This is a genomic window from Serratia proteamaculans (assembly GCF_946227095.1).
GTDB classification, from domain to species: Bacteria; Pseudomonadota; Gammaproteobacteria; order Enterobacterales; family Enterobacteriaceae; genus Serratia; species Serratia proteamaculans_E.
Window position 1 is genome coordinate 1 of record NZ_CAMISV010000011.1, and the last position, 12,922, is coordinate 12,922.

15 protein-coding genes are annotated in these 12,922 nt (G+C 54.2%); all 15 read right to left on the reverse strand.

Annotation, left to right across the window (positions count from 1 at the left end):
* Window positions 1-247 precede the first annotated feature (247 nt).
* The 15 genes from cpoB to OC597_RS19715 all read right to left on the reverse strand — a co-directional run bounded on the left by cpoB (window position 248) and on the right by OC597_RS19715 (window position 12,912).
* Entirely contained in the window at window positions 248-1,048 is an 801-nt protein-coding gene (gene cpoB / locus OC597_RS19645) for a cell division protein CpoB (protein ID WP_262210119.1), read from the reverse strand.
* Between the two features lie 9 nt (window positions 1,049-1,057).
* The gene (gene pal / locus OC597_RS19650; protein ID WP_085115631.1) at window positions 1,058-1,573 is read right to left on the reverse strand and encodes a peptidoglycan-associated lipoprotein Pal; all 516 of its coding nucleotides are present in this window, start codon (window positions 1,571-1,573) and stop codon (window positions 1,058-1,060) included.
* Between the two features lie 44 nt (window positions 1,574-1,617).
* Window positions 1,618-2,910 carry a Tol-Pal system beta propeller repeat protein TolB gene (tolB, locus tag OC597_RS19655; protein WP_261251824.1) on the reverse strand — a complete coding sequence of 431 codons (1,293 nt, stop codon included), beginning with the start codon at window positions 2,908-2,910 and terminating at the stop codon, window positions 1,618-1,620.
* Window positions 2,911-3,109: 199 nt separating this feature from the next.
* Window positions 3,110-4,366 (reverse strand): cell envelope integrity protein TolA, encoded by a 1,257-nt coding sequence (gene tolA / locus OC597_RS19660; protein WP_261463068.1) that lies wholly within the window; start codon window positions 4,364-4,366, stop codon window positions 3,110-3,112.
* Between the two features lie 81 nt (window positions 4,367-4,447).
* Complete coding sequence (gene tolR, locus OC597_RS19665) at window positions 4,448-4,876, reverse strand: colicin uptake protein TolR (protein WP_085115629.1); 429 nt, start codon at window positions 4,874-4,876, stop codon at window positions 4,448-4,450.
* A 12-nt stretch (window positions 4,877-4,888) separates the two neighbouring features.
* Window positions 4,889-5,572, reverse strand: a complete 684-nt coding sequence (gene tolQ, locus OC597_RS19670) for a Tol-Pal system protein TolQ (protein WP_006324117.1) — start codon at window positions 5,570-5,572, stop codon at window positions 4,889-4,891.
* Window positions 5,569-5,973, reverse strand: a complete 405-nt coding sequence (gene ybgC / locus OC597_RS19675) for a tol-pal system-associated acyl-CoA thioesterase (RefSeq protein WP_085115628.1) — start codon at window positions 5,971-5,973, stop codon at window positions 5,569-5,571. Before ybgC ends, tolQ begins: the two co-directional genes overlap by 4 nt.
* Before the next feature lie 130 nt (window positions 5,974-6,103).
* A complete protein-coding gene (ybgE, locus tag OC597_RS19680) occupies window positions 6,104-6,400 on the reverse strand; it encodes a cyd operon protein YbgE (protein ID WP_261415525.1) in 297 nt (98 codons plus the stop codon).
* Entirely contained in the window at window positions 6,400-6,513 is a 114-nt protein-coding gene (gene cydX / locus OC597_RS19685; RefSeq protein ID WP_012005708.1) for a cytochrome bd-I oxidase subunit CydX, read from the reverse strand. Before cydX ends, ybgE begins: the two co-directional genes overlap by 1 nt.
* Before the next feature lie 17 nt (window positions 6,514-6,530).
* Entirely contained in the window at window positions 6,531-7,670 is a 1,140-nt protein-coding gene (cydB, locus tag OC597_RS19690) for a cytochrome d ubiquinol oxidase subunit II (RefSeq protein ID WP_085115627.1), read from the reverse strand.
* Between the two features lie 14 nt (window positions 7,671-7,684).
* Window positions 7,685-9,253 carry a cytochrome ubiquinol oxidase subunit I gene (gene cydA, locus OC597_RS19695; RefSeq protein ID WP_261251822.1) on the reverse strand — a complete coding sequence of 523 codons (1,569 nt, stop codon included), beginning with the start codon at window positions 9,251-9,253 and terminating at the stop codon, window positions 7,685-7,687.
* A 666-nt stretch (window positions 9,254-9,919) separates the two neighbouring features.
* Entirely contained in the window at window positions 9,920-11,065 is a 1,146-nt protein-coding gene (locus OC597_RS19700) for an FKBP-type peptidyl-prolyl cis-trans isomerase N-terminal domain-containing protein (protein ID WP_262210121.1), read from the reverse strand.
* The gene (locus tag OC597_RS19705) at window positions 11,062-11,499 is read right to left on the reverse strand and encodes a YuaE family lipoprotein (RefSeq protein WP_262210122.1); all 438 of its coding nucleotides are present in this window, start codon (window positions 11,497-11,499) and stop codon (window positions 11,062-11,064) included. Before OC597_RS19705 ends, OC597_RS19700 begins: the two co-directional genes overlap by 4 nt.
* The gene (locus tag OC597_RS19710; protein ID WP_262210124.1) at window positions 11,499-12,032 is read right to left on the reverse strand and encodes a helix-turn-helix transcriptional regulator; all 534 of its coding nucleotides are present in this window, start codon (window positions 12,030-12,032) and stop codon (window positions 11,499-11,501) included. Before OC597_RS19710 ends, OC597_RS19705 begins: the two co-directional genes overlap by 1 nt.
* A gap of 19 nt (window positions 12,033-12,051) precedes the next feature.
* Entirely contained in the window at window positions 12,052-12,912 is an 861-nt protein-coding gene (locus OC597_RS19715) for an MrpH family fimbial adhesin (protein WP_261424776.1), read from the reverse strand.
* Between the last annotated feature and the right edge of the window lie 10 nt (window positions 12,913-12,922).

Here is a 12,922-nt window from a genome sequence, read left to right on the forward strand (position 1 = left end):
CGTGCGGGATTCGAACCTGCGACCAATTGATTAAAAGTCAACTGCTCTACCAACTGAGCTAACGACCCAATTTCCTTGCTGCTTTAACATCTTGCAAGATGTCTTGGCAACGGCGGCATATATTACTAATTTATCTTGGCAGCGCAACCTAAATTTATAAACAACAGGTTCAACTGCTTGTTCTTCACACGAATGAGCCCAGAAATCGGTCAAATCGACTAACTTCTGGGCTCATTTTTTTTGCTGACTAACCTGCGACTCGACTTTTCGCCTGTTTGGCCGCAGCACTGGTTGGGTATTGTTTAATCACCTGCTGGAACACGGCTTTGGCTTTATCGGCCTGCCCTTTTTCCTGCATGATGATACCCACCTTGTACATTGCGTCCGGCGCCTTAGGTGATTTTGCGTAATTCTTCACCACCACCGCATAATAGTAAGCCGCATCATCTTTCTTACCCTTGTTGTAGAACAACTGGCCGAGCCAATAGTTGGCATTAGGCTGGTAAGTCGATTTTGGGTACTGTTTTACGAAGGACTGAAAAGCGGAGATCGCCTGGTCATACTGCTTTTTTTCCAGCGCCAAAGAAACAGCGGCGTTGTAGTCGCTGTTTTCATCACCCGTACTGGCCGGAGCTGCTGCTGTAGCGCCCGCAGAGGCGCTGTCAGCGCCGTCGGAGGTCGCAGCTGCTGCTGCCCCACCTGCGGCACCCGCTGCAGCAGCGGAGCTCTGAGCGCCGCCCTGGCTGATGCTATCCATCTGTTGATAGATCTGCTTTTGGCGTTCAACAACCTGATTCAGTTGATATTGGCTTTCCTGGATTTGCCCACGTAGAGAGTCAATGTCACGCTGGTTGTCAGAGAGTTGTTGCTGGAGTTGGTTTAAAAGCTGGCCCTGAGCATTGCTGATGCGCTCAAGTGAGGTGACACGGTCTTCGACCGAGCCGGAGCCGACATTACTGATTGGCGCTTGGGCAGTAGCGGCCCATGGGACCGCTACGCCAACCAGTAACGACAGACTCAACAAGTGACGTCTGAAGTTACTGTTCATGCGATTCTCTTAGTAAACCAGAACTGCACGACGGTTTTTAGCATAAGCCGCTTCGTCGTGGCCCAGTACTGCTGGTTTTTCTTTACCGTAAGAAACGATAGAGATTTGGTCAGCTGAAACGCCTTTACCTTGCAGGTACATTTTCACTGAGTTAGAACGACGCTCACCCAGGGCAATGTTGTATTCCGGCGTACCGCGTTCATCCGCGTGGCCTTCTACGGTCACTTTGTAAGACGGGTTGTTACGCAGGAATGCAGCGTGCGCGTCCAGCATCTGAGCGAACTCAGAGCTCACGTCATACTTGTCCAGACCGAAGTAAACAATGTTGTTCTTCTGCAGTTCTTGCATCTGCAGACGAGCTTGTTCTTCAGAAGACAGGTTGCTGCTGCCATTTTCTGTACCAGTGCCAGCGCCAGCGCCCAGACCTGATTGGTCGTTGTTTGCGCTTTTGTTAGAACTACAAGCCGCTACAGCCAGAACTGGCAGTGCCAGCAGAAGCCCTTTCAGCACTTTGTTCAGTTGCATTTCTTTAATCCTTTTATAGTTTGCCATACATATTTACACATGCATCACAGATACGGCGACCAGGCAGGGAATTTTACCTGTCCATCAGTTGCCGGAAGACGCGCTTTAAAACGCCCATCAGTCGATACCAGTTGCAGCACGGAGCCCATACCTTGCGTGGAGCTATAGATCACCATGGTGCCATTTGGCGCAATACTAGGCGTTTCGTCCAGGAAGGTGCCGGTCAAAACTTGAACCGCCCCCGATCCGAGATCTTGTTTGGCGATATGCTGAGCACCACTGTTGGAGCTCACCATCACCAGGAATTTACCATCAGAGCTGACTTCAGAATCCTGATTCTGAGAGCCTTCCCATGTCAGACGCTGTGACGCACCGCCACTGGCACTGACTTTATAAATCTGTGGTCTGCCGCCCTGATCGGAGGTATAAGCCAGAGACTGGCTATCCGGGAACCAGGTCGGTTCGGTATTGTTGCTGCGCCCGTCGGTGATTTGAGTAATCTGGCCGGAGCCAAGATTCATCACATACAGGTTCAGGCTGCCGCTTTTAGACAGCGCAAAGGCCAGGCGGCTGCCGTCCGGTGAGAACGCCGGTGCCCCGTTGTGACGCGGGAACGAAGCGATCTGACGGATAGCACCGTTAGCCAGGGTTTGCACCACCAACGCAGAACGGCCGCTTTCAAAGGTCACGTACGCCAGTTTGCTGCCGTCTGGTGACCAGGCCGGGGACATCAGCGGTTCTGGTGAACGGTGTACCACAAACTGGTTGTAACCGTCGTAATCCGCTACGCGCAGTTCGTACGGGAATTTCCCGCCGTTAGTCTGTACCACGTATGCGATACGGGTACGGAATGCGCCCTTGATACCGGTCAGCTTCTGAAACACTTCGTCACTGGCGGTGTGAGCAGAATAACGCAACCATTGCTTGGTCACTTTATACTGGTTCTGCGCCAGAACGGTGCCTGGGGAACCCGAAGTGTCCACCAGTTGATACGAGATCAGGTAGCCGCCGTCTGCACCAGGTTGCACCTGGCCGACCACGACCGCGTCAATGCCCAATGCAGTCCAGGCCGCCGGCGTCACTTCAGACGCGGTGGTCGGTTGCTGCGGCATGCGCGCTACGTCAATTGGGTTGAATTTGCCGCTGTTGCGCAGGTCTGCGCCGACAATCTTGCCAATATCTTCCGGAGGCGTGCCTGGGCCCGCCCATTTAAACGGCACCACGCCAATCGGGCGAGCGGAGTCGACCCCTTGGGTGATTTCAATGCGAACTTCCGCGTGAAGAACGGATGCCCACAGAATCAAAAAACCTAACGCAACTCGAAATGCCTGCTTCATCTCATCTCCCTTATCCAGGCGGAATGCCTGCGATAAATTAGCAGAATTTTAACAAACCAACTCAAACAAAACTACATAATCCCTGTTGGTTACCTTAGTACATCCCTGCGATATGACTTAGCTAAAACAACCATTATTGTGGCTTAAACGTAAGAGGAGCATTCTTAAACACCTCATACACTCACTGCCTGAGAAATCATTACCGAGGATTAAAATCAATTGGTGCATTTTTGAATGCCTCGTAAACCTCTTTACTTGGTGGCTTAGGCATTTTCGCCTGCCGAGCTGCCGCTGCAGCTGCTTGGCAAAGTGCTGGATCGCCGCCTTCAACTTTCACACCAATTACGAAACCATCAGGAGCCATATTGATTCTCAATGTACAAGTACGTCCTTTGTATGAGTCCCAATCATAGAACCTATTCTCCACCGCATTTTTTATCTGGTTACCGTAACTGGCCAAATCAGCACCACTGGCACCCGCGGTCTTGGCATTGCCCTGACCGGCCGGTTTACCGTCACCTTTCTGCTTACCGCCGCCTTTCGGCGCGTTTTTACCGTCCGCCAGGCCGCCCATAAGATCTGCAACGTCAGCCGATTCTGCAGCAGCTGCAGCGGCCGCTTTCTTCTTGGCATCTGCGGCTTTCTTGGCAGCCGCCTTTTCAGCAGCAGCGGCTTTTTTCTCAGCCTCTGCGGTTGCTTTCTTCTCGGCATCAGCCGCCGCTTTTTTCTCAGCTTTCTCGGCTTCAGCTGTCGCTTTCTTCTCTGCGTCGGCAGCAGCTTTTTTCTCTGCCGCTTCAGCAACCGCGGCTTTCTTCGCTTCTTCCGCCTGTTTCTTGGCGGTAGCGGCTGCAGCAGCTTCTTTCTTGGCTTCGGACTCGGCTTTCTTCTGCGCGTCGGCCTGCGCTTTGGCTACTTTATCCGCTTCGGCCTTCGCTTTGGCGGCGGCAGCTTCCGCTACTTTCTGTTGTTCTTTGGCTTTCGCCGCGGCGTTCTCGGCCACTTTTTGCTGTTCAGCTGCCTGCTTTTGTTGCTCTGCCGCCTGTTTCTGTTGCTCTGCGGCCTGCTTCTGCTGTTCAGCCTGTTCTTTCGCGTCCTGGGCCGCTTTTTCCTGCGCGGTCAAACGCTCTTTCTCCAGCTCTTTCAGGCGCTGTTGTTCCGCCGCCTGCTTCTGCTGAAGTTCTTCGGCCTGCTGTTCCGCTTTTTTCTGGCGTTGCTTTTCAGCACGCTGCGCGTCGTTGCTCTGCTGTTGCTGGCGGTTGTACTGCTCCACCACTGCTCCAGGATCGACCATCACTGCCCCGACGACCGAACCGTCGCCGCCACCGCCGGCACTACTCATTTCGACGTTTTCTTGCAGCGATCCCCAAATCAGCAGGGCAATCAATACAAAGTGCAGAACGACCGAAACAATAACGGCGCGGTTCAGCTTATCGTTTTGCTCAGTTGCCTTTACCAAAATAGATTCCCAAAAACTGGTGTTGCTTATACGGGGTTCCTGCGCTGCAGCACAGGAACCGGGTTACCACTGACCTCAGGGTCAGATTGGCTGGGTCATCAGCCCCACGGAAGCGACGCCCGCCTGATGGAGAATATTCAATGCCTTGATAATCTCATCGTACGGAACTTCCTTCGCCCCACCGATCAAAAAGACCGTTTTCGGGTTAGCCGCTAAACGCGCCTTGGCTTCAGCTGCAACCTGCTCCGGCGGCAACAGTTCCATGCGGTCGTGATCCACCACCATGGTGTATTGGCCCACGCCTGAAACCTCGAGGATCACCGGCGGGTTATCACTGCTGGACACCGCTTTGGAATCGGTGGCGTCCGGCAGATCAACCTCAACGCTCTGGGTGATGATCGGCGCGGTTGCCATAAAGATCAGCAACAGCACCAGCAACACGTCGAGCAACGGAACTATGTTAATTTCGGACTTCAGCTCGCGCCGATTACGTCCACGAACTCTCGCCATGCTACCTCCTACTTATTTGCTGTCGCTGGAGAAGGCCTGACGATGCAGAATAGCGGTGAACTCTTCCATAAAGTTGTCGTAATTCTGCTCAAGCTTGTTGACGCGCTGGTTGAGGCGGTTATAGGCCATAACGGCCGGGATAGCGGCGAACAGACCGATGGCGGTTGCGATCAGTGCTTCGGCGATACCCGGTGCTACCATTTGCAGCGTGGCCTGTTTCACCGCACCCAGTGCGATAAAGGCGTGCATAATCCCCCACACGGTGCCGAACAGACCGATGTATGGACTGATCGAACCCACGGTGCCGAGGAAAGGAATGTGGTTTTCCAGCGTTTCCAGCTCGCGGTTCATCGAGATACGCATAGCACGCGACGCGCCTTCGATCACCGATTCAGGCGCATGGTTGTTAGCGCGGTGCAAACGAGCGAACTCTTTGAAACCAGAGTGGAAAATTTGTTCGGAGCCGGTCAGGCTATCGCGGCGCGCCTGGCTTTCCTGATACAAACGGGAAAGCTCAATACCAGACCAGAATTTGTCTTCGAAGGCCTCGGCGTCACGCGTGGCCGCATTAAGGATGCGGGTACGCTGAATGATGATCGCCCAGGAAGCCACTGAGAAGCATATCAAAATCAACATGATAAGCTTAACCAGCAGGCTGGCCTTCAAGAATAAATCTAGGATGTTCATCTCATTCACTGCTTAAACTCCGCGACAATAGACTTAGGAAGCGCTATCGGCTTCATTTGGTGTGGATCAATGCATGCAATCAACACATCGGCCTGACTCAAAAGAGTTCCGTCAGAATTGACAATACGTTGAGCAAACGTAAGAGAAGCCCCGCGCATTGAGGTGATCTCACTCTGTACTTCCAGCAGATCGTCAAGGCGAGCTGGAACCAGGTAATCCACCGTCATACGCCGGACAGCGAAGGCGACATTTTCACTGAGCAGCTGCTGTTGATGAAAGTTATGTTGACGCAGCATCTCGGTGCGCGCTCTTTCAAAAAAAGCCACATAGCGGGCGTGATAGACCACCCCACCGGCATCGGTATCTTCGTAGTAAACGCGAACCGGCCATCGAAACAACGTATTACTCACTCTACTTCCAAGCCAATGGATTTAACGGTGCTACTATACGCAAGACGGATCGGGTTGGGAATGGGTTACAAGAGGGGAACGAAAATAATTATGGGCCGCGATGGCCCATAACTTGGGGGTATAGCGGAGATTATAAAGAAACGTAAAGTAATCCTGCGGCCAGGATCACAATTGCCGGAAGTGGCGCAAAAAAAGCTCGCCACAGGGTGTGTTGCGGTCGGAACCCGACGCCGTGAACTACCCCGGCACACACTGCCCAAATAAGCAGCAGACCTTCCCAAATCTCCAACGAGCTGGTCTTCGCCGCAAAGCGGGTCGGATCCCAGAAAATGCAGCCCGCCAAAATCAACGCCAGCACCAGTGAAAGGGCCCGGACCGGGCCCTTGTCAGTGATAGCGTACAGCTTGTCAGTCAGTGACAAACTCATCACTTATCGTCTTGCTGTGCTTTTGAATCTTCGTGGTGCTCAAGCGCCAGCGCCGTGATGATGCCGAAGGCACAGGCAAGAAGCGTTCCGAGAATCCAGGCAAAATACCACATGGTTTAGCTCCCTATCCTTAATACAGCGAATGCTTGTTGTTCTCGATGAAGTTCTTATCGAGACGGCCGAACATTTTGTAGTACGACCAACTGGTGTACGCCAGAACGATAGGCACAAAGATCGCCGCGACAACGGTCATCACTTGCAGCGTCAACAGGCTGGAGGTGGCATCCCACATGGTCAGGCTGATGTTAGGCACGGTGCTTGATGGCATCACGAACGGGAACATGGTTACCCCGGCGGTCAGGATCACACAGGCAATGGTCAGCGACGAGGTCACGAACGCCAGCGCATCTTTCGACATGCGCGAGAACAGCACCGTGAACAGCGGCAGCACCACGCCCAGCGCAGGCAGTGCCCACAGCAGCGGATACTTATTGAAGTTGATCAACCAGGCACCGGCCTGATGAGCCACTTCTTTACGCATCGGGTTAGATTCCGCCATGGTGTTCAGCGTCGAGGTAATCACATAACCGTCGATGCCTTTCACCAGCCAGATACCGCCCAACAGGAAGAACACCGCCATCACCAATGTGGAGATCTGCGCTGCAGCACGAGCACGCAGGTGGATCTCACCGCTGGTACGCATCTGCAGGTAAGTCGCCCCCTGGGTCACCAGCATGGTCAAGCTGACCACGCCCGCCAACAGGCCAAACGGATTCAGCAGTTGGAAGAAGTTGCCGGTGTAGAACAGGCGCATGTATTCATCCATGTGGAACGGCACGCCCTGCAACAGGTTACCGAACGCCACGCCGAATACCACCGCAGGCACGAAGCTACCGATGAAGATGCCCCAGTCCCACATGTTGCGCCAGCGGCTGCTCTCCAGCTTCGAGCGGTAGTCAAAACCGACCGGGCGGAAGAACAAGGCTGACAGCACCAGGATCATGGCAACATAGAAACCGGAGAACGCCGCCGCATAGACCATCGGCCAGGCGGCGAACAGCGCGCCACCGGCAGTGATCAGCCACACCTGGTTACCGTCCCAGTGCGGCGCGATGGAGTTGATCATCACCCGGCGCTCGGTATCGGTTTTACCGATAATGCGCACCAGGATGCCGACCCCCATGTCGAAACCGTCGGTGACGGCGAAGCCGATCAGCAGTACGCCAATCAGGACCCACCAGATAAATCGCAGTACTTCATAATCAAACATACGTGGACTCCTGTTTAGCGCGCTTCCTGCACGGCGGCAGTCGGTTGTTCAAAGTGGTAGCGGCCAGTTTTCAGGCTGCTTGGACCCAGACGTGCAAATTTGAACATCAGGTACATTTCAGCCACCAGGAACAGGGTGTACAAGCCGCAAATCAGCCCCATCGAGAACAGAATGTCGCCCGCAGTCAGTGAAGAGTTGGCAACCGCCGTCGGCAGCACCTCACCAATCGCCCAGGGTTGACGGCCGTATTCAGCCACAAACCAGCCGGCTTCGATCGCGATCCATGGCAGCGGCAGGCCATACAGCGCCGCGCGGAGCAGCCATTTTCTCTGGCCAACACGGTTGCGGATCACGCTCCAGAACGACAGACCGATGATCAACAGCATCAGCACGCCACAGGCCACCATGATACGGAAGGCGAAGTACAGCGGTGCTACGCGTGGGATCGAGTCTTTGGTTGCCTGCTGGATCTGCGTTTCCGTCGCGTCGGTGACGTTTTGGGTATAACGCTTCAACAGTAAGCCGTAGCCCAGGTCCTGCTTGGCTTTATTGAACTCGGTGCGTACCGACGGGTCGGTATTGCCACTGCGCAGTTCTTCCAGCAGCCCATAGGCTTTCATCCCGTTGCGGATACGCACTTCATGCTGCGCCATCAGATCTTTCAGGCCGGTGACCTGGGTATCTGTTGAGCGGGTGGCAATCAGGCCGAGCGCATAAGGGATTTGGATGGAGTAGGAGTTTTCCATTTTATCCTGGTTCGGAATGCCGAACAGGGTAAAGGAAGCTGGTGCCGGTTGAGTGTCCCACTCGGCTTCGATGGCAGCCAGTTTGGTTTTCTGCACGTCGCCCATTTCGTAGCCGGATTCATCACCCAGAACGATAACGGACAGCACGGCAGCCATACCGAAGCTGGCGGCAATGGCGAAGGAGCGTTTGGCGAAAGCCAGATCGCGGCCTTTTAACAGGTAGTAAGAGCTGATACCCAGAACGAACATCGCGCCACAGGTGTAGCCGGCTGCCACGGTGTGAACAAACTTCACCTGCGCAACAGGGTTGAGCACCAGTTCGGAGAAGCTGAGCATCTCCATACGCATGGTTTCGAAGTTAAAGTCCGAGGCGATTGGGTTCTGCATCCAACCGTTGGCGACCAGGATCCACAGCGCGGAGAAGTTTGAGCCCAGTGCCACCAGCCAGGTAACGGCCATGTGCTGCACCTTGCCCAGACGATCCCAGCCGAAGAAGAACAGGCCGACCAGCGTCGATTCAAGGAAGAACGCCATCAGACCTTCGATGGCCAGAGGGGCCCCGAAAATATCACCGACGTAGTGGGAGAAATAAGACCAGTTAGTCCCGAACTGGAACTCCATGGTCAACCCGGTGGCCACACCCAGAGCAAAGTTAATTGCAAATAACTTGCCCCAGAATTTGGTCATATCTTTATAGATTTGTTTGCCTGACAGTACATATACCGTTTCCATAATTGCCAGCAAGAACGCCATACCCAGCGTTAATGGGACAAATAAGAAGTGGTACATCGCCGTTAAAGCAAACTGTAAGCGCGACAGTTCGACAATATCAAACATCTTGACTCCTTGCTCCTCGCAGGAAGACTCCGACATGCGGTATCGATATGACCTCGGGTGAAGCTACCGGTAACGCCCCGCAGTGAATGCCCTTAAACACAACAAAAATTTGATCCAGCTTCTCCGCTTTCAACCATGCATTCGACGCGGGCCCTACTGGCCAGTGCACTAAACACACCACTGAAAACCGACAACGGGTAACAAATGCAACAAGATCAACTATCCATATTCAGCATGGATGATACTCGACCAATCCCACACAATAAATAGGTTTTTACGTGATGTGGGTTAGACTTTGGGTTACAGGTCAAATTTTCCCCCAAAGAGGTATTCAGGCGTAATTTGATCTGAAACAATTTAAGCCTATCTGGATTTTATTTCCAGATTCAGCTCACAATTTCTCATAATTATCTTGTGGTTATGTTACGCAATGGTTTCGTAGTCTCTTTAGGTGATTTTTGTGTTAAATAGATGTGATATTTAATGGTTGTTTGTATTTAAATCGAAGTTGGCGTGTGACTAATGTTAGCTTTTATTAACCTGATTACAGGACAAGCTTAGCTTATTTTTTTACGCTAATAATTGTTGGCGATAAAAAAGAAAGTTTATTGGTAAAGGCGGTGATCTTTTACGTCTGCCACGTAAGGTCGATCCGCCGCCCGAGAGTTAACCGGCAGCCCTGACGTCTGCCACCCGCAGGGTGTAAATCATAGTGGCACCCGGCGGCACTTTAGGCGCATAGCCCTTGTCCCCATAGGCCATCTCCGGCGGCACCACCAGCATAATGGTGCCGTGGTTTTTCAGCAGGCCAATGGCCTCACGGAACAGCGGCGGATAAGCCGCCAGAGGTTGCGATAACTGCGCACCGCTGGCCTCCATGTCCTGGATCACCGTGCCGTCGGTCAGCGTTTCTTTCACCACCACCGTCACTATCGCGTCCGGTGCGATTGGACCGCTACCGGCAGCTTCAATGCGGTACCAAAGGCCGGACTCCGCCTGAACCGCGCCTTTTTGCTGCCGGAATGCCGCCATAAACTGCTGCCCACGCTGGGTCTGCGTCTTGAGCGTGCGCTGCCGTGCCTGATTAACCTTCTGCTCCGAGACCTGCAATGCTTGTTCCAGCGCGGGTTGTGATAACTGATAATCACTGCTGAAGGCGTCCACTACCCCTGCCAGCACCTGGGTTTTGTCGGTGCTGACACCCCAGTTCTGACGCTCTGCCTGCAGCAGCAGGATATCTTTCCCCAGCGCCACCCCGGCCGCATAGGATTGACTGGCCTGCGGGCTGTTCAGTTCCAGCGGCTGAGCCAGAGGTCCGACGCGTGCCAGCAGAGTGTCGTATTGCTGTTGCAGCCCTTGTTGCCGCTGTTGAAATTGCAGTTCCGTCGGCGTGCCATGCCAGGCGCGGCTCAGCCCCTGCGTCAGTTGCAGCAATGGGGTCAGATCCGGCGGGGCCTGGGCGGCCCGCTGTTGCTCAGCCTGCAGCGTCGCAACCTGCTGACGTAATTGGCTGAGCTGTGTCTGCTGGTGCTGCGACTGGGCCTCCTTTTCCTGCAGGCGCTGCTGTTGCTGTTTGACGCTGAGCGCCTGCGCCTGCCGGGCCTGTTCTTCATCCGCCTTTTTCTTTTTTTCGTTGGCACGCTGCTGCGGGCTGACCGGCGGCGGCGCGGCCTGATAACGTTCGGCAAACTGTAACAACGCCGGAATGCCACCGCTCTGAGTGGCGGCGGTTTCTTGCCCCTGAGCGTATGGCAGGCCGCCACACAGCAAAGCCAGCAGCACCGCTGCGCTCAGCGGGTGCCAGCGCTTCATTTACCCTGCTCCCCGGTTTCCATTAACCCGCTCAGCACATCCTGAGAAATCTCTGCACACAGGCGGCCGACCTTATAACGATAGAGCGAATCCAGCGTATCCTGCGTCTCGTTATTCACCGAGGTACGAATACCGCCGTACTGCGCCGCACCAGCCATCAAGCGATCAAACTCCGCCTTGCGTTGTTGATAGCGGGACGGGCTGGCGACCTGCAGCGCTGCCAGTTCCCGCTGGCACTGGGCCAGGCGCTCGGCCTCCCCGGCGCCTTGCGCGGCTACAGGCGTCTGCGTGGTGCTTTTCACCGTCGTTGGCGTGACTGGTTTATGGCCGTTTTTGCCCTGCGGCACCGCGCAGCCGCTTAACAGCGCCCCGAGAACCAGGATTTTCCCCGCCCGTAACCCTTGTTTGATCGCGCTGTTCCACATCCCATTCATTACTTGATTTCTCCATTTAACAACCAGTGCAACAACTGCGTGTTGCGCGTTATATTTAATTTTTTCATTGCGTTGCGCTTGTGGGCGCTCACCGTTTTGGCATGCAGATGCAACTGGTGAGCTATCGCCACCGAGCTCAAGCCCCGGCCGAGCAAGCGCAAAACCCGGTGTTCCTGCGGGCTGAGCCGACGCAGACCCGCCACCGGACAACGCCAGGCCAGGGTTCGCCGCTGCAACAATGCATCCACCCGCGCCAGCAATGACGCCACCGTTTCATGCGGGTCCAGCCATAGCAGGGTGCGGCAATCGGGTGGGCTAATCGGCCCAGCGTCATGCAGCGCCGAGCGCAGTCCCACGGGCGCAGCAATGCCGGGCGCCAACAGCACCAGATGGGTGGTATAGGGGTTTTGTGCGGCCTCGGCCGCCGTTTGCAGGCGGATGCCCTGTGCCGCCAGATGTTCGCTCAGCGCCAGCCGCACCCCGGCGGCATAAAAAACGTCGGGGCAGTTTAAGGTCAGGATCAATCGTTCCATGATTGTCGTCCGGGTTGGGTTATTGGTAACCGATGATCAACACACCACTGCCTTCAAAGGCTCCGGCAGCAGGGGTGCCTTTGGCTTTTAGGGTAGAGGTAATGGTGGTGGTGACGGTGCCGCTTTTCACCGCCACATCACTGCCGATGGCCAGATCCTTGCCACCGATGCTAATAGCGGCGGTTAAGTCACCTTTACGCCCCAGATCGATAACGTTGTCATTGAGTTTTATAGTGGCGGTGGCGGCCTGATTGCAGGTAAACGAGAGGTTGGTGCTGGCGGTGGCGCCATTAAGTTTGCTGCCATCCAAGGTGCCGTAATCAATGGTAACTTTACCACTAGTGATGCAACTTAAGTCGGGTGGGGGGGGCTCAGCACAGTTAGATCCGGGTATAAATTCAGATAGGTCAGAATTAGAGCGTGGATAAATAGTGATCCCAATGCAATACTCCCTTAAATCTACCATCGCTGACATCTGCCAGTTACGTATACTCCAATAACCCGAGGTACCATATTTAGCAGCCCATGCAACCTGAGCCTGAGCCGCCGTAGTTCCATTTGGAACCGTAATAGCCATGCCACTTATTGTCATGCCGCCATCAGTGCTAAGACACTGATACCAAACATGTCTGGTACAGAGAGCAACAACACATCCGCCTCTTTTTGTGCTGTTACAAATTGATACATCCCCGCTTTGCTCTTTCCAATCCCATTGCCCCGCAAAGTCATTACTGTTTGCGCCCGGTTGACCTGGGGAATAATTTGGTAACTTTGTAACGGTAAGTTTATCTACGGTGACGTAGGGCCTCGCCAACGCGTTGCCCGTATATCCAACCAACAACATAATGAATCCTATCATCCAAAATAATGATAATTTCATCGTCAATATC